This is a genomic window from Psychromarinibacter sediminicola (genome assembly GCF_029168335.1).
In the GTDB taxonomy this organism is placed as follows: domain Bacteria; phylum Pseudomonadota; class Alphaproteobacteria; order Rhodobacterales; family Rhodobacteraceae; genus Psychromarinibacter; species Psychromarinibacter sediminicola.
Genome location: NZ_JARGYC010000021.1, coordinates 50,790 through 66,217, shown reverse-complemented (window position 1 = coordinate 66,217; position 15,428 = coordinate 50,790). Strand labels below are relative to the sequence as shown.

Below are 15,428 nucleotides of genomic sequence, written 5' to 3'. Positions count from 1 at the left end.
GAAGGCCGCCGCGCAAGCGCCGCCTCTCGGCGATTGCTCTGCAATCGCCTGTCGGCAGGGCATTTCGCCAGCGAAATGCCCGAGAGACGCGCCCCAGTGCGGCGGCGCTGTGGTCGACGTTATCGCTGCGCTCGGAGGTCGTCCGGACTTGGCTGGGATAAAGTGCGTCGTTCGGAGGTCGGAGCGCCCCCGCGCGCGTCGGCCCTTGCGCGGCTTCTCACGTTGCTTGGACGTGCCCAGTGATGTCGGTCCACGCCACGTTCTCTTTTCTGTGGCATATGCGATAACCCCTTTTGAACGGTGCCCGCGCGGAACAAGGCGAAGCCGCCGCGCAAGCGCCGACGCGCCCCGGTGCGGCGGCGCTGTGGTCGACGTTATCGCAGCGATCCGAGGTCGCCCGGACTTGGCAGCCATAAAGTGCGCCGTTCGGAAGTCGGAGCGCCACCGCGCGCGTCGACTCTTGCGCGGCTTCTCACATTGCTCGGAGGTGCGCAGTGGCGTCGGTCTACTGCACGTTCAATTTTCTGTGGCATATGCGATAACCCCTTTGAATGGTGCCCAGCGCGGAACAAGGCGAAGCCGCCGAGCAAGCGCCGCCTCTCGGCGATTGCTCTGCAATCGCCTGTCGGCAGGGCATTTCGCCAGCGAAATGCCCGAGAGACGCGCACCCACGCGGCGGCGCTGTGGTGGACGTTATCGCAGAGATCCGAGGTCGCCCGGATTTGGTTGCCATAGAGCGCGCTGATCGGTGGTCGGAGCGCCGCCCCGCGCGTCGGCCCTCGCGCGGCTCCGCTCGTATTGGCAACTCGCGCGATGCTTGCAGCTTGGCGTCAACCCACCGTGTCGAGCGCTCCCGTCGCCAGCACGTCGCCTGTCGGCGCGCCGGTGGGCGAACCGCCCGGCGGTTCGTCGCTGACGGCCAGCACCGCGCCGGCGAGACGGTCGCGCAGCGGCTCGGGCAGGGTCACGGTGTAGTCCTCCGCCTCCGGCAGCACGCCGAGCGAGACCGGCGCCTCGCCCTCGGGGATGAACCACAATTCCAGCGCGCGGCCGGGGCGGGCGGCGCCGGCGAGGCGCTCCACCTGCATCTCGCCCGTCGCCTCGACCAGCGCGGCGGCGAGGCGCAGCTCGGCGTCCTCCGAGGCGACCTCGGCGCGGTGGCTGGGATCGGCCGGCCCGACCGGGGCGAAAAAGACCAGCGCGACGATGGCGGCGGCGGCGATCAGGCCGCCGAGCGTGGCGCCGATCCAGGGGATGCGCCGGCGGCGGGCGCCGAACAGGCGGCGCTCAATGCGGGCCTCGAGCGCGGGGGGTGGCGCGACCTCGCCGGCCTCGTCGGCCAGCGCGGCGAAACGCTCGTCCCATTCGACGACGAGGACGCGCAGGCGCGGTTCGTCGCGCAGCCGCGCCTCGAACGCGCGGCGCTCGTCGGCGGGCAGCAAGCCCAGCACGTACTCGCCCGCCAGGGCGATGTCGTCTTCGTTGTGGCCGTTCGCGTCCGTCATCGGCTCAGGCAGTCTCTCAGTCGCAGCAGGCTGCGGCGCAGCCAGGTTCGCATCGTGTTCAGCGGAACGTCGTGGCGCGCGGCCAGGTCCCGATAGCTTTCCCCATCCAGATAGGCCCCGCGGACCGCGTCGGCACGCTCCGGGTCCAGCTCGTCCAGGCAGGCGTCGATCCTGCGCCGGTCGGAGGCGGCGACCGCCTCGGCCTCGGGCGTCGGCGTGGATGCGGCGAGGTCCGGAACGCTGTCGATATCCTCCGCCGGGGCCTTGCGGGCGCGCAGCCGGTCGATGGCGATGTTGCGCGCCAGCGTGATGAGCCAGGTCATCGGGGAATATCCGTTGGCCGAATAGGCGTCGGCCCGCTTCCAGATCCTTACATACACATCCTGCAGGGCCTCTTCCGCCTCTGCCCGGTTCTTCAACACACGCAGGCAGACGCCGAAGAGTTTCGCGGAGGTGGCCGAATACAGCGCGGAGAACGCATCGCGGTCGCGGAGCTTGATCCGGGCGATCAGGTCTTCGATCTCGGCGCGGGTGGTCATCGGGGCAGCGGCCATCCTTGTTGCCGTCACCATGGCACGGCGACGGCGGCCGCGAAATCCGTCAGTGCAGCGCGGCGGGCCGGGGCGTCAATCGGGCAACACCTTGCCGGGGTTGAGGATGCCCTTGGGGTCGAGCGCCGCCTTGATCGCGCGCATCACCTCCAGCGCGACGGGGTTCTTGCGCCGCGCCATCGACGGCTTCTTGGAGAGGCCGATGCCGTGCTCGGCCGAGAACGAGCCGCCCAGCGACAGCACCAGATCCTCCACCCGCTCGGTGATCGCGTCGTGGGCCGCGGGGTCGGTCGCGGCGGGGTAGACGGTGTAGTGGACGTTGCCGTCGCCGAGATGCGCCACATACATGCTGTTGGCGCCCGGGTCGGCCTCGGCCAGCATCGCGGCGGCGCGGTCGAGGAACGGCGCCACGTGGTCCAGCGGCAGGGCCACGTCGTTCTGGATCAGGGGGCGGCCGTCCATGTTGACCTCGGCCGCCTGTTCGCGGCGCTGCCACATGGCGCGGCGCTGCGCCTCGTTCCGGGCGACGACGGCGTCCAGCACGGCGCCGTCCTCCATCGCCTCGGCCAGCACCTCCTCGAGATAGTCGACGATGGGGACCGAGCCGATCTCGCCCGGCGTAGCGTCGCGCGGGGCCAGCGCGCCGACCTCGACCATCACGTTGACCTCGTGCGGCGCCTCGAACGGCTCGCGGCCGTCGGGGAACCGGGCGAGGTTGGCCTCGATGTAGCGGCGGGGCATGAACTCGAACGCCTCGACGGCGCCGCCGGTGGCGATCTGCAGCCGGTTCAGCAGGCTGAGCGCACCGGGCAGATCGGGCGCGGCGACCATGGCGGTGGCGTAGGCGCGGGGCTTGGGCGCGAGCTTCAGCACGGCGGCGGTGATGATGCCCAGCGTGCCCTCGGCGCCGATCATCAGATCCTTCAGGTCGTAGCCGGAATTGTCCTTGTGCAACTCGCTCATCAGGTCCATCATCCGGCCGTCGGCGAGCACCACCTCCAGCCCCAGGCACAGGTGCCGGGTGGAGCCGTAGCGCAGCACGTTCGACCCGCCGGCATTGGTCGACAGCGCCCCGCCGATCATCGCCGAGCCCTTGGCACCGAAGGTGAGTGGGAAGACCAGGTCGTGCTGCTCCACCGCCTCGTGAAGCTGCGACAGGATCACCCCGGCACCGACGATGGCGACGCGGGCCGCCGGGCGGATCTCGCGGATCGTGTTCAGGCGTTCGAGCGAGAGCATGACCGCCGCGCCGTCGGCATAGGCGCCGCCGTTCAGCCCGGTGCGGCCGGAGGCGGGGACGATGGGGGTGCCGGTGTCGTTGGCGAGCTTCAGGACGGCGGAGACCCCGGCGGTGTCGGCCGGCCGGACCACGGCCAGCGGGTCGGACTGATACTTGCCGGTCCAGTCGTCGCAATAGGGGGCGGTGTCGGGGCCCGTCAGCACATGGGCCGCGCCGACGATGTCCCGGAGTTGCGCGATGATGTCCATGACCATGCCTCCCTATGACCCGCCCGTGACATGGCGCGTTTCGCGGCCGGGGGCAAGGTGGCGGTGCGTTTCGGGCCGCTGGCGCGGCCCGATCCGTGCGAGGGGCTCTGCCCCTCGCGCTCCCCGGCGTATTTGAGACGAGAAGAAATAGCAGGGGCGGGTGCCGTGCGGCGGTGGCTCGGGGAAGTGGGCGGCCGTGGCTTGGCCGGTTTGCGTGCGGCGCAACTCATCCCGCGGCCTGCGGTCGTGGCGAGGGCGCCGGGTGTGCCGGCGATCTCTCTGGCAGGCGAGCGCGCAAGGCCCTTTGCGGGGCCTTGCGCCGGGGTCAGACCGCGTGGCTGTGGCCGGTGGCGGCGGCGTCGTAGGCGTCGAAGTAGCGCGCGATCATCCGGGCGAGCGGGCGGCCCGGAAGCCGGATCGTCACGACCCCGTGCTCGACGTCGAGCATGTCGGGGAACGCCGCCTCCAGCCCCTGGGCCATCGCCTCGGCCTTCGCGGCCGGGTGGCCGGTTTCGTCGGCGGCCTGCCGCAGGTCGGCGCGGAAGTCGCAGAGCAGCATCTCGATGATCCGGGCGCGCAGCAGGTCGTCGCCGCGGAAGGCATGGCCGCGCTTCGTCGCCAGCGCGCCGTCGCGCACCTGCCGCTGGTAGCCGGAGGTCGACGGGTCGTTCTGGGCATAGCCCTGGCGGTAGCGCGAGATCGCCGAGGCGCCGACGCCGATCAGCGTCTCGGAGTGATCCTCGGTGTAGCCCTGGAAGTTGCGGCGCATGGTGCCCGCGTCCTGCGCCAGCGCCAGCCCGTCGTCGGGGCGGGCGAAATGGTCGATCCCGATCTCGCGGAAGCCGTCCCACAGGAACAGTTCGCGTGCCACGTTGAACAGGGCCAGCCGTGCCTCCGGCGCCGGCAGCGCCTCGGTCGGGATCAGCGCCTGGCGCTTGGCCATCCACGGCACATGGGCATAGCCGAACAGCGCCACGCGGTCGGGGTTCAGCGACAGGAGCTTCTGCACCGAATCCGCGATCTTCGCCTCGGTCTGGTGCGGCAGGCCGTAGAGGATGTCGGCGTTCAGGCTGTCGATGCCGCGGGCGCGGAGCGCGTCGACGGCGGCCTTGGTCACCTCGTAGCTCTGCGGCCGGCCGATGGTGTCCTGGATCGCGGGGTCGAAATCCTGGATGCCGATGGAGGCGCGGTTCATGCCGGCGGCCGCCAGCGCGTCGAGCCGCGGGCCGTCGATCTCGTTCGGGTCGATCTCGACCGAGAACTGGGCGTTCTCGGCCAGCGGCGCGGCGTCGAACACGGCCGCCGAGAGATCGCCGATCAGCTCGGGCGACAGCAGCGTCGGCGTGCCGCCGCCCCAGTGCAGATGCTCGATCGTCACGCCGGGGGCGAGCCGGTCGCGGATCAGCGCCAGCTCCTTCTTCAGCGTCTCGACATAGATCGCCACCGGCGACAGGGTCGAGGTGCCCTGGGTGCGGCAGGCGCAGAACCAGCACAGCCTGCGGCAGAACGGCACATGGATGTAAAGCGAGATCGTGTCGCCCGCCGGGATGGCAGCGATCCAGTCGCCCGTCTGCGCCGGCGTGACGGCGTTGGAGAATTGCGGGGCCGTGGGATAGCTCGTGTAGCGCGGGACACGTGCGTCGAACAATCCCAGCCGCTTGAGTTGCGAAACCTGTGACATGGGCGTAAATTGCCGGGGTGCGACAGGAGCCGCCTTGATCCTGATCAAGAGCGGAATAGAAAGCCGATATGAACGAGATCTTCCTCGACCAGCGGAGTTGTCAGAGCTGTCCGATCCGGCATCGGGCGGTCTGCTCGAAATGCGAGCCGGACGAGCTGCAGATGCTCGACCGGATCAAGTATTATCGGCATTACGATCCGGGTCAGCCGGTCGTCTGGGCCGGCGACGAGATGGATTTCGTGGCCTCCGTCGTCGCGGGCATCGCGACGCTCAGCCAGACGCTGGAGGACGGGCGCACCCAGATGGTGGGGCTGCTGCTGCCGTCGGATTTCCTGGGCCGGCCGGGGCGGGTGACGGCGCCCTACGACGTGACCGCCACCTCGGCGCTGACGCTGTGCTGTTTCCGGCGCAAGCCGTTCGAGAAGATGCTGGTGGAGACGCCGTCGATCTCGCAGCGGCTTCTGGAGATGACGCTGGACGAGCTGGACGCGGCGCGGCAGTGGATGCTGATCCTGGGCCGCAAGACGGCGCGCGAGAAGATCGCGAGCCTGCTGACGATCATCGCGCAACGCGAGGCGGCGCTGCAGCGGCGGGCGCCGACCAACGGGTCGAGCTTCGAGCTGCCGCTGACGCGGGAGGCGATGGCGGATTATCTGGGCCTGACGCTGGAGACGGTGAGCCGGCAGATCAGCGCGCTGAAGCGCGCCGGGATCATCGAGCTGGAAGGCAAGCGCTTCGTCACGGTGCCGGATTTCGCGGCGCTGATGGACGAGACCGGCGACGACTCGGACGGCGGGCTGCCGGTTTAGGTCTCGGAGCGCGTGCCGAGTTCGAAGACGGTGAGCTTGGCGGCGAGGGTGAGCGACAGAAGCTGAAACACGAGCGGCCGGGGCGACAGCCACCAGACGACCGGAATCTCTGCGACATGCAGCGCGTGGAAGCCGCGGCGCAGGCGCGGACGGCTGGCCCGCCAGCGCCGGGTGGAGCGGGCGGCATTGGCGGGACTCCCGCCGGCCCAGTCGGCGGCGATCGGCGCAAGGAGCCAGCCGGTCCAGCCCGGCGGCAGGCGAAACAGCGCCAGCGCCGCCGCCGCGCCCGCCACGCCGTCGGTCGCCGCGCGCTGGAGCGGGGTCGAGTGGTGGCCGTGCAGGGGGGCGAGCAGGGTCACAGGCCGAACGCCTCGAGGTAGCCGCGGTAGGGCGCAGGCAGCGAGAAATCGTGGAAGGTTCCGGTCAGCGCCGCCACGGTCAGCCCCCCGATCGCGCCGCCGAGCGCGGCCAGCGTCCAGCCGGCGCGGGCCCCGCTGGTGGGTCGGCCGCGGTCGGTCAGCGCAAAGCGCGCCGCCGCGCCGACATGCAGACCGACCGCGAGCGGGCCGAGGGCGTAGTACGGCACGAAGTAATAGGCGAGCGGGGCCTCGGAGACGACCGACGCGGCCCACCAGACATTGGTGTCCACCTCGGGGAAGAGGAGCCGCGCGCGGATCACTGCGAAGAAGTGCTGGAGCAGGAAGAGCGCGATATAGGCGCCGGAGATCACCTGCAGCCGCGGCCACAGGCCCTCGGGCAAGCCGCGGCGCACCGCGCGCCATGCCAGGGTCAGGCCGGAGCCGATCTGCACCGCGCCCGACGCGAAGAGAAGCGGCTCGATCACCGGATTGCGATAGACCGTGCGCAGCGCGTCCATCACGGCCAGATGCGCGCCCGGCCCGGCCAGCGCCGCGAGATGGTTGGAAAAGTGAATAAGCAGGTACGCGCCGAAGAAGGCGGCGTTCAGCCGGTGCAGCCTGGCGAGTGCGTGGCGGGCGGAGCGGCCCGGCATTGCCCATCCTCATGCGTTTCGCGGCATACGCCCGAATGGTCGCATCCGGTTGCGTCCCCTGCAACGCGATGCCGTCGGCCCCGGTTCCAGGACGGGGCCGCGCGAGTCTTTTCGAAGGGGCGCATGAGGACGCTGTAGGGTGGGATCAGTGCGCCATCAGCACCGGGATTTCCGCCATTTCCAGCATGTTGCGCGTGGCGCCGCCGAGGATCGCCTCGCGGAAGCGGGAATGGCCGTAGGCGCCCATTACCACCATGTCGGCGGACTTGTCGTCACACAGGCGGCAGATGATGTCGGAGATCCGCGGCATCGTCTTGGCCAGCACGCAGACCTCGGAGCGGACGCCGTGGCGCGACAGGACCTGGCTGAGCTCGCCGCCCGGGTCCGAGCGGTCGGGGCCGTGCGCCGGCGGTTCGATGATGGCGATGCTGACCTCGGCCGACTGCTGCAGGAACGGCAGCGCCGAGCGGATCGCCGTCAGCGATTCGCGGCTTTCGTTCCAGGCGACGACGATGTGCGACAGCGAGGCGGGCAGCTCTACCTTGTCGGGAATCACCAGCACCGGCACCGAGCCGCTGAACAGGGTCGCCTCCAGAATCGCCTCGTGCTCGTGCGGGCGGTCGTCGCCATAGGGCTTGGGCAGGACGACGAGGTCGGCCAGCCGTGTTCTGTGGGCAACAATCGGCGACAGACCGGCGAACTGCGTGGTCGCCCCGCGGACGCCATAGGGGATGCCCTGCTGCGCCAGGTGCTTGTCCACCGCCTTCTCCAGCTCCTCGGCCTCGGCCTGAGCCTGGATCAGATTGTCCTGCAACACAACGGCGCTGGCGCCGGCATAGTAGAACCCCGGCTGGGTCCGGTCGATCCCGAGGCAGAGCACGTCCAGATGCGCCTCTTCGCGCTGCGCCAGGGTGACTGCGGCATTTAGCGCCCAGTGGTCTGTTTCCATGTTGGTTACCACTGATACGATAGTCTTGTACGACATGAGCCGCTCCTCCGGAGATGGTGTGTCCTGCCCGTCGGCCGACGGGCGACATGCAGTGCCCGCGACCATGATCACACGGATGGTGTCCGCATCATTGACATGGATCAAGGCGGTGCAAGAGGTCGACGTGCAGATGCAGCATGTCGGAAAAGGTCCGGCGCGCGGAGGGCCGTGCGCCGGGAAAGGGACAAAGGGACGACTTCCATGTGGAATACTGCGAAACTGGTGGTTCTGGGCGTGTTGGCCGTTCTGGCCGCGCTCGCCGCCAATTACGGCCGCGACCTGGCCTATCAGGTCCATGCCGTGATCATCCTGCTCGTCGCCGCCGGTCTGTTCATCGCGACCCTGCGGCGCTGGGACGAGCCGGTGCCGGCGGCGAACCCCAACGAGTATATGGACGGCGTGATCCGCGCCGGCGTGATCGCCACCGCCTTCTGGGGCGCGGTGGGCTTTCTGGCGGGCGTGTTCATCGCCTTCCAGCTGGCCTTCCCGGTGCTGAACTTCGACTGGGCGCAGCCCTATCTGAACTTCAGCCGGCTCAGGCCGCTGCATACCAGCGCGGTGATCTTCGCCTTCGGCGGCAACGCGCTTATCTGCACCTCGTTTTACGTCGTTCAGCGCACCTCGGCCGCCCGCATGTGGGGCGGCAACCTCGCGTGGTTCGTGTTCTGGGGCTATCAGCTGTTCATCGTGCTGGCCGCCACGGGCTACGTGCTGGGCGCGACGCAGTCCAAGGAATACGCCGAGCCCGAGTGGTATGTCGATCTGTGGCTGACGATCGTCTGGGTCGCCTATCTCGCGATCTTCCTGGGCACGATCCTGAAGCGCAAGGAGCCGCATATCTACGTGGCGAACTGGTTCTACCTGTCCTTCATCGTGACCATCGCGATGCTGCACATCGTCAACAACCTGTCGATCCCGGTGTCGATCTGGGGGTCGAAGTCGGTGCAGGTCTTCGCCGGCGTGCAGGACGCGATGACGCAGTGGTGGTACGGCCATAACGCGGTGGGCTTCTTCCTGACGGCCGGGTTCCTGGGCATGATGTACTACTTCGTGCCGAAGCAGGCCGAGCGCCCCGTCTTCAGCTACAAGCTGTCCATCGTCCACTTCTGGGCGCTGATCTTCCTGTATATCTGGGCCGGTCCGCACCACCTGCACTACACCGCGCTGCCCGACTGGGCCTCGACCCTGGGCATGGTGTTCTCGGTGATCCTGTGGATGCCCTCCTGGGGCGGCATGATCAACGGCCTGATGACCCTGTCGGGCGCCTGGGACAAGCTGCGTACCGACCCGATCATCCGGATGATGGTGATCTCCATCGGCTTTTACGGCATGTCCACCTTCGAGGGCCCGATGATGTCGATCCGCGCGGTGAACTCGCTGTCGCACTACACCGACTGGACCATCGGCCACGTGCATTCCGGCGCACTGGGCTGGAACGGCATGATCACCTTCGGCGCGCTCTACTTCCTGGTGCCGCGCCTGTGGAACCGCGAGCGGCTCTACAGCCTGGCCATGGTCAACTGGCACTTCTGGCTCGCCACCATCGGCATCGTGCTCTACGCCGCGTCGATGTGGGTCACCGGCATCATGGAAGGCCTGATGTGGCGTGAAGTCGACGCCCAGGGCTTCCTGGTCAACTCCTTCGCCGACACCGTCGCCGCGAAGTTCCCGATGTACGTCGTCCGCGGCCTGGGCGGGGTCCTGTTCCTCGCTGGCGCGCTGATCATGTGCTACAACCTCTGGATGACCGTGAAGGGCCAGCCGAAGACTTCGGACCAGCCCGCCATGGTCCCGGCCGAATAAGGAGGGCCGGCAATGGCTGACAACGAAAAAGAACCGATGCCTGCCTCCGCCACCGGCGCGGGCGAGCGGCCCAAGCGCAAGAGCATCCTAGACCGCCACAAGATCCTGGAAAAGAACGCCACGCTGCTTTTGGTCTTCTCGTTCCTGGTGGTCACCATCGGCGGCATCGTCGAGATCGTGCCCCTGTTCTACCTGGAGAACACGATCGAGGAGGTGGACGGCGTGCGGCCCTATTCGCCGCTGGAGCTGGAAGGGCGCAACATCTACGTCCGCGAGGGCTGCTACGTCTGCCACAGCCAGATGATCCGCCCGATGCGCGACGAGGTGGAGCGGTACGGCCACTACAGCCTCGCGGCGGAGTCGATGTACGACCACCCGTTCCAGTGGGGGTCGAAGCGCACCGGGCCCGACCTGGCGCGGGTCGGCGGGCGCTACTCGAACGAGTGGCACGTCGACCACCTGATCGACCCGCAGTCGGTGGTGCCGGAATCGGTGATGCCGAAATACGGCTTCCTGCGGACCACGATGATCGACGGCGCGTACATCCGGGAAGAGATGGAGACCCATCGCTTCGTGGGCGTGCCCTATACCGACGAGATGCTGGAGAACGCCGAGGCGGACTTCCGCGCCCAGGCCGACCCGAACGCCGACTTCGACGGCGTGGTGGAGCGGTACCCGGGCGCGGTGGTGGCCAATTTCGACGGCGCCCCCGGCATTTCCGAGATGGATGCGCTGATCGCCTACATGCAGATGCTGGGGACGCTGGTCGACTTCTCGACCTTCACCCCGGACGAGCACCGGTAGGAGGCCGCCCGCGATGGACACCTATTCGCTTCTGCGACAGCTCGCCGACAGCTGGGTGCTCCTTGTGCTGTTCCTGTTCTTCATCGGCGTGGTTGTCTGGGCGTTCCGCCCGGGCAGCCGCAAGACCCACAGGGACACCGCGAACATCCCGTTCCGGCACGAAGACAAACCTGCGCCCGACGACGCGAGCGAACGGACGGGCGATGACGACGATAGCGCCGAGGAGACGCGGCAATGAGCAAGAAACCGGCCGATCAACCGACCCAGACCGAGACCACCGGTCACTCCTGGGACGGGATCGAGGAATACAACAACCCGCTGCCCCGCTGGTGGCTGTGGACCTTCTATGCCACCTGCATCTGGGGGCTTATCTATACCATCGCCTACCCGGCCTGGCCGCTGGTGGAACGGGCGACGGGCGGCTTTCTGGGCTACTCCACGCGCGCCAACGTGGAAGAGCAGATCGCCTCTTTCGAGGAGATGAATGCCGGGCTGGAGGAGCAGCTCGCCTCGATGGACCTGACTACGCTGGGCGAGCATCCCGACGTGCAGAACTTCGCGGTGAATGCCGGCGCGGCGATCTTCCAGAACAACTGTTCGCAGTGCCACGGCTCGGGCGCGAATGGCGGCGAGGCGGGCAACGGCTATCCTAACCTGCTGGACGATGCCTGGCTGTGGGGCGGCACCATCGACGACATCGTCTGGACCGTGACCCACGGCATCCGGAACGAGCAGTCGCCGGACGCCAACTGGTCCGAGATGCCGGCCTTCGGCGCCGACGAAATCCTGCCCGAGGAAGAGATCGACCAGGTCGTGCAATACGTCCTGCAGATCTCCGGCCAGGAGCACGACGCCGAGATGGCCACGGCCGGCGCCGAGACCTTCGAGTACGAGTGCGCGGCCTGTCACATGGAGGACGGCACCGGCAATCCCGGGCTCGGCGCGCCGAACCTGACGGACGCGATCTGGCTCTATGGCGGCGATGTCGACTCGCTGACCGAGACGGTCACGAACTCGCACTTCGGCGTGATGCCCGCCTGGTCTGAGGAATTCCGCGTGGGCTCCGGCCTCGAGGATTGGGAGATCAACGCGGTCGCATCCTACGTCCACCAGCTGGGCGGCGGTCAGTAGGCCGCAACACGGAATCCCGGGGGTCCATCCTTCGGGAGAGGCGCTGGTTCCAGGTCCTGTTCGCGCGTTTCTTCCTGGGACCAGCGCCGCCCTTCATCGCGCTCCGACGGTATGCGACGAAGACGCCCGCGTCCTTTCCGGCGCGGGCGTCTTCGTCGCGTCTGACACCTGGCCCGCCGGGGCGGGAGGCCCCCGGCGGACCACGCACCGCGCGCGAAGCGCGCCGCAGGCTGCTCCGGACCCCCGATCAGGCGGTCGTGCGGGGTCGGAGCCCGGCCGCCGGAGGGCAGGCCGACCCGGTCATGGAGCGCGAAAGTCCGGACCGGCCCAGGTCAAATGATACATTATCGGCGCAACTTTGTACAGGTGTCACAGGTTGCGCGGATCCGCGACCTCGCGGCGGCGGAACAGCCGGAACCGGCGGCGGCCCGGCCGGGCCTTGGGCGCCGCGACGAGGCGGGGCGCGGGCGGCTCTGCGCGATGCGGGTTGCGGCGCCGTTCCTCCCAGGTCGGGCGGGGCGAGGTCCGGGTGGCGGTCATGAAAGTTTCTGCGAAGGGGTTGATCATCGGTCCAGCTCCTGTTCGGCGTTGCGGATGCCTGTAATGTTGCGTTTCCGACCGAAAATTGCGAATCAGGAATAATTCCGACGTGTAAGCCAGGGTTACGGATATGTTCGGCGACCTGCCCCCGCTCAGCCAGCTGCGCGCCTTCGCCGCGCTGGCGGATACCGGTTCGATGTCCGGCGCCGGCGCGCAGCTGAATGTCAGCCACGCGGCGGTCAGCCAGCAGGTGCGCGCGCTGGAGGACCGGCTGGGCCTGAAGCTGGTCACCCGCGAGGGCCGCAGCGTCGTGCTGACGCCGGAGGGCCAGCGGCTGGGCGCCACGTTGTGCGACTCGTTCGGCGCCATGGCGCGCGAGATCGAGGTGCTCACCGGCGCCGACGCCGACCGGCCGCTGCAAGTCACCTGCACGCCCAGCTTCGCCGACCGCTGGCTGATGCCGCGGCTGGCCGGCTTTTCCGAGGCGCATCCCGACATCCACCTGATGCTGAACCCCACGGCGCAGCTGGCCGACCCCGCCCCCGGCGGCATCGACCTGGCGATCCGCTTCGGGGCGGGCAAGTGGCCCGGGCTGGAGGCCGAGCTGCTGCTGGAGACGCGCTTTGCCATCGTGGCCGCCCGCGATCTGCTGGGCGACCGGACGATCACCGAGCCCGGCGAGCTCTTGGACTTTCCGTGGCTGCAGGAGGTGGGCACCAACGAGGCCAAGGAGTGGCTGGCCGAGAACGGCGTGACCGAGGCGCGGGTGCGGCGGATGACGGACCTGCCCGGCAACCTCTTGCAGGACGCGGTGCGCCGGGGGCAGGGCGTGGGCGCGACGGCCCGCGCCTTCATCGAGCCAGAGATCGCCCGCGGCGAGATGGTGGTGCTGTTCGAGGACGAGCGGCGGGGCGAGGGGTACTGGCTGGTCACCCGCCCGGGGCCGCAGCGGCCCTCGCTGAAGGCGTTCTGCCGCTGGCTGCGGCGCCAGGTCAAGCGCGACGGCGCGGCGTGAAGAGAAGGCGGCGCCCGCCCCGCGCGAAAGGGGCGGGCGCCTGTCGCGTTACTCGGCGGAGAGCGGAATGGTGATCGCCGGGTTGTGGTCGAAGAAGTTGAACGGCGCCAGCGTGATCCCCTTCCACATCAGCGGCATCACCGGCCAGTCCTCCATCCGCGGGATGTGGTGGAAGCCCATCGTGTACCAGGTCACGATGTCGGTATCCGCGATCGGCCGGTCCTGCTGCATCCAGGTGGCCAGCGTGTCCGAGCCGTCGCTCTGGAAGGCGTATTCGCCGCCGGCATAGCGCTGGTCCCGGTCATAGGGCGTCACGTACATCGTGTACTCGATATAGGGGTTGCGCATCGCCGGCGGGTCCATGGTGACGTCGAGCGGCGAATAGGCGACCGAGTTGCCCGGCTGGATCATGTAGGACGGGTGATGCCCGAGGCCCGAGGTCACGCCCATATTGCCCACGTGGTACATCGCCGGGGTGTCCGGGTTGACCTTGTAGCGCGCCTCGCCCTCGGTCTGCGGCATCTCCTGTTCGGTGACCCACATGGTGCGGCGCGGCACGTCCTCGGGCGCGGTGGCCGGGACGATGCCGGTGCGCATGAAGCTGTTGGACCGCCCGTCGATGTCGAAGTCGAGCCGGAAGTTGAAGAAGTGGTCGTGGTTCGGCGCCACGAGGTTCGGCGCGATGAGCGTGCCGTGCTGCGTGTCCTCGACGGCCGTGTCGTCGGCCATGCTGGTCGCGGCGACGCCCTTCAACGCGTCGAGCCCCGTGGAGCCGACCATCACGTTCATCCGCCCCGACTGATCGAAGCGGTAGTCGATCAGGTAGTCGTAATTGCCGACCTCGGAGGCGGAGCGCACGATCAGCTCGGTCGCCGGGCGGCCTTCGGCGGGGGTGAAGGTGTCGGGCCCCTGGGCGAAGATCTCGAAGTGGCGCCAGGCCGGGTCGCCGATCTGCCGCTCGAAGATGCAGACGGCGCCGGGGATCTCCAGCGGCGTGCCGTCGTCGGCATGGACGAGCGCCGGCAGGTAGGTGGCGTAGGTCGGGCAATCGACGCCCGGGCGCAGCGGCGACAGGAAGATGCCGAAGCCGTATTCGCCGGAATCCATGTAGGTGCGCCAGTACCAGCCCTCGGAGGGGTCCATGTAGGGCACGAAGACCTCGGACAGATGCGCCTGGTACAGCACCTCGCGCCCGTCGGCGCGGATGTCGGACAGCACGACGCCGGGGCGCTTGTCGATGCGCCAGCGGAACGACCACATGTCCCAGGTGACCAGGCTGCCGTAGACGCTCACGTTACGTTCGGCGGGCGGTTCCAGCCCGGCGCGCTCGGTTTCCTCGCGCAGCTCCATGTCCGGCCGCGCCGCGATCTCCTCGGTGGTGTAGCCCCAGCTGTCCTCGGGGACCGGGACGACGCCGGTGTCGATGACCTCGACCACCTCCTCGCCGCGCAAATCGACGGTGGCGTAGAGCCCCTCGATCGGCTTGGCGTACCAGTTCGAGCCTTCCGGCAGGACGTAGCAGGGCACCTTCATCAGCCGCCGCCCGGCCTCGTCCGGGTCGCCGAAGGCGCCGGCGGTCAGCGGCAGGCAGAACACGTCGTCGGGGGTGAAGCCGCGCTCCTCCAGCCCGGCGACGAAATCGGGATGGCTGAGCGCCAGCTCCATCGCCTGCACGAATTCCTCGACCAGGATCATCGGCTCGCCCTCGGCCGGTTCCCAGCTGACGACGGTGCGTTCGGTGAGGTCGACGATGCCCTTGAACGTGCCCTCGGCGGTGTTGACGTTGACGATGGCCTGGCGCTGCTCGGGGTCGCCTTCCTGCCAGTTCAGCACGAAGTCCTTGGGCGGCTCGTAGAGCTCGATCAGCGGCCAGCGGCTGTCCTCGGTGGTGTGCCCGGCCTCGGCGAGAATCTCGCCGACCGCCGTGATCTCCTCGGGCGTCAGGCCGTCGAGCGGATGCGCCGCCGCGGCGGTGGCGAGCGCGGCCGCCGCAACGCCGGACAGAATGGCGAGGGGGGTGCGTGGCATGGTCGTCTCCCTGTGTTTTCGGTTGATTCGACAACAGTGTAGCAGAGAACCGGCGCGCGCCGGCGCCGCGGCA

General features: G+C 68.8%; 15 protein-coding genes. 6 read left to right on the top strand and 9 right to left on the bottom strand.

What is annotated here, in order from left to right:
• Nucleotides 1-830: 830 nt before the first annotated feature.
• From P1J78_RS10080 to hemN, 4 genes are all read right to left on the bottom strand, one after another.
• On the bottom strand, nt 831-1,505 hold the full coding sequence (locus tag P1J78_RS10080; RefSeq protein WP_275567219.1) for an anti-sigma factor: 675 nt from the start codon (nt 1,503-1,505) through the stop codon (nt 831-833).
• A complete protein-coding gene (locus P1J78_RS10075) occupies nt 1,502-2,044 on the bottom strand; it encodes a sigma-70 family RNA polymerase sigma factor (RefSeq protein ID WP_275567218.1) in 543 nt (180 codons plus the stop codon). Before P1J78_RS10075 ends, P1J78_RS10080 begins: the two co-directional genes overlap by 4 nt.
• A gap of 87 nt (nt 2,045-2,131) precedes the next feature.
• Nucleotides 2,132-3,544 (bottom strand): FAD-binding oxidoreductase, encoded by a 1,413-nt coding sequence (locus tag P1J78_RS10070; protein ID WP_275567217.1) that lies wholly within the window; start codon nt 3,542-3,544, stop codon nt 2,132-2,134.
• 325 nt (nt 3,545-3,869) lie between these two features.
• Nucleotides 3,870-5,225: an oxygen-independent coproporphyrinogen III oxidase gene (gene hemN, locus P1J78_RS10065; RefSeq protein ID WP_275567216.1), complete on the bottom strand. Its 1,356-nt coding sequence runs from the start codon at nt 5,223-5,225 to the stop codon at nt 3,870-3,872.
• A 68-nt stretch (nt 5,226-5,293) separates the two neighbouring features.
• Here hemN and fnrL point away from each other — a divergent pair, with 68 nt between their 5' ends.
• Entirely contained in the window at nt 5,294-6,034 is a 741-nt protein-coding gene (gene fnrL, locus P1J78_RS10060; protein ID WP_275567215.1) for a transcriptional regulator FnrL, read from the top strand.
• Here the strand turns inward: fnrL and P1J78_RS10055 are convergent.
• The 3 genes from P1J78_RS10055 to P1J78_RS10045 form a co-directional block, all read right to left on the bottom strand.
• Nucleotides 6,031-6,393: a hypothetical protein gene (locus tag P1J78_RS10055; RefSeq protein WP_275567214.1), complete on the bottom strand. Its 363-nt coding sequence runs from the start codon at nt 6,391-6,393 to the stop codon at nt 6,031-6,033. The two genes, fnrL and P1J78_RS10055, sit on opposite strands and share 4 nt — an antisense overlap.
• Nucleotides 6,390-7,046 carry a hypothetical protein gene (locus tag P1J78_RS10050; protein WP_275567213.1) on the bottom strand — a complete coding sequence of 219 codons (657 nt, stop codon included), beginning with the start codon at nt 7,044-7,046 and terminating at the stop codon, nt 6,390-6,392. The genes P1J78_RS10055 and P1J78_RS10050 overlap by 4 nt, the downstream gene beginning before the upstream one ends.
• 145 nt (nt 7,047-7,191) lie before the next feature.
• Complete coding sequence (locus P1J78_RS10045) at nt 7,192-8,031, bottom strand: universal stress protein (RefSeq protein ID WP_275567212.1); 840 nt, start codon at nt 8,029-8,031, stop codon at nt 7,192-7,194.
• Nucleotides 8,032-8,235: 204 nt separating this feature from the next.
• Between P1J78_RS10045 and ccoN the strand changes: the two genes are divergently transcribed.
• From ccoN to ccoP, 4 genes are read left to right on the top strand one after another with little or no spacing between them, the layout of a single operon-like run.
• Nucleotides 8,236-9,837 (top strand): cytochrome-c oxidase, cbb3-type subunit I, encoded by a 1,602-nt coding sequence (gene ccoN / locus P1J78_RS10040; RefSeq protein ID WP_275567211.1) that lies wholly within the window; start codon nt 8,236-8,238, stop codon nt 9,835-9,837.
• 36 nt (nt 9,838-9,873) lie between these two features.
• On the top strand, nt 9,874-10,641 hold the full coding sequence (gene ccoO / locus P1J78_RS10035) for a cytochrome-c oxidase, cbb3-type subunit II (protein WP_275567222.1): 768 nt from the start codon (nt 9,874-9,876) through the stop codon (nt 10,639-10,641).
• 13 nt (nt 10,642-10,654) lie between these two features.
• Entirely contained in the window at nt 10,655-10,879 is a 225-nt protein-coding gene (locus P1J78_RS10030) for a cbb3-type cytochrome c oxidase subunit 3 (RefSeq protein WP_275567210.1), read from the top strand.
• Complete coding sequence (gene ccoP, locus P1J78_RS10025; protein WP_275567209.1) at nt 10,876-11,772, top strand: cytochrome-c oxidase, cbb3-type subunit III; 897 nt, start codon at nt 10,876-10,878, stop codon at nt 11,770-11,772. The genes P1J78_RS10030 and ccoP overlap by 4 nt, the downstream gene beginning before the upstream one ends.
• 369 nt (nt 11,773-12,141) lie before the next feature.
• On the opposite strand, the gene P1J78_RS10020 is transcribed toward ccoP, so the two are convergent.
• A complete protein-coding gene (locus P1J78_RS10020; RefSeq protein ID WP_275567208.1) occupies nt 12,142-12,312 on the bottom strand; it encodes a hypothetical protein in 171 nt (56 codons plus the stop codon).
• 130 nt (nt 12,313-12,442) lie between these two features.
• On the opposite strand from P1J78_RS10020, the gene P1J78_RS10015 reads away from it, so the two are divergent.
• Nucleotides 12,443-13,327 carry a LysR family transcriptional regulator gene (locus P1J78_RS10015; protein ID WP_275567207.1) on the top strand — a complete coding sequence of 295 codons (885 nt, stop codon included), beginning with the start codon at nt 12,443-12,445 and terminating at the stop codon, nt 13,325-13,327.
• A gap of 48 nt (nt 13,328-13,375) precedes the next feature.
• On the opposite strand, the gene P1J78_RS10010 is transcribed toward P1J78_RS10015, so the two are convergent.
• Complete coding sequence (locus tag P1J78_RS10010; RefSeq protein ID WP_275567206.1) at nt 13,376-15,355, bottom strand: copper amine oxidase; 1,980 nt, start codon at nt 15,353-15,355, stop codon at nt 13,376-13,378.
• Nucleotides 15,356-15,428 lie beyond the last annotated feature (73 nt).

What these genes read in the sequence shown, in the direction of transcription:
- P1J78_RS10080 (WP_275567219.1), bottom strand. Translation starts at nt 1,505, where the DNA reads ATGACGGACGCGAACGGCCACAACGAAGACGACATCGCCCTGGCGGGC.
- P1J78_RS10075 (WP_275567218.1), bottom strand. Translation starts at nt 2,044, where the DNA reads ATGACCACCCGCGCCGAGATCGAAGACCTGATCGCCCGGATCAAGCTC.
- P1J78_RS10070 (WP_275567217.1), bottom strand. Translation starts at nt 3,544, where the DNA reads ATGGACATCATCGCGCAACTCCGGGACATCGTCGGCGCGGCCCATGTG.
- hemN (WP_275567216.1), bottom strand. Translation starts at nt 5,225, where the DNA reads ATGTCACAGGTTTCGCAACTCAAGCGGCTGGGATTGTTCGACGCACGT.
- fnrL (WP_275567215.1), top strand. Translation starts at nt 5,294, where the DNA reads ATGAACGAGATCTTCCTCGACCAGCGGAGTTGTCAGAGCTGTCCGATC.
- P1J78_RS10050 (WP_275567213.1), bottom strand. Translation starts at nt 7,046, where the DNA reads ATGCCGGGCCGCTCCGCCCGCCACGCACTCGCCAGGCTGCACCGGCTG.
- P1J78_RS10045 (WP_275567212.1), bottom strand. Translation starts at nt 8,031, where the DNA reads ATGTCGTACAAGACTATCGTATCAGTGGTAACCAACATGGAAACAGAC.
- ccoN (WP_275567211.1), top strand. Translation starts at nt 8,236, where the DNA reads ATGTGGAATACTGCGAAACTGGTGGTTCTGGGCGTGTTGGCCGTTCTG.
- ccoO (WP_275567222.1), top strand. Translation starts at nt 9,874, where the DNA reads ATGCCTGCCTCCGCCACCGGCGCGGGCGAGCGGCCCAAGCGCAAGAGC.
- P1J78_RS10030 (WP_275567210.1), top strand. Translation starts at nt 10,655, where the DNA reads ATGGACACCTATTCGCTTCTGCGACAGCTCGCCGACAGCTGGGTGCTC.
- ccoP (WP_275567209.1), top strand. Translation starts at nt 10,876, where the DNA reads ATGAGCAAGAAACCGGCCGATCAACCGACCCAGACCGAGACCACCGGT.
- P1J78_RS10020 (WP_275567208.1), bottom strand. Translation starts at nt 12,312, where the DNA reads ATGACCGCCACCCGGACCTCGCCCCGCCCGACCTGGGAGGAACGGCGC.
- P1J78_RS10015 (WP_275567207.1), top strand. Translation starts at nt 12,443, where the DNA reads ATGTTCGGCGACCTGCCCCCGCTCAGCCAGCTGCGCGCCTTCGCCGCG.
- P1J78_RS10010 (WP_275567206.1), bottom strand. Translation starts at nt 15,355, where the DNA reads ATGCCACGCACCCCCCTCGCCATTCTGTCCGGCGTTGCGGCGGCCGCG.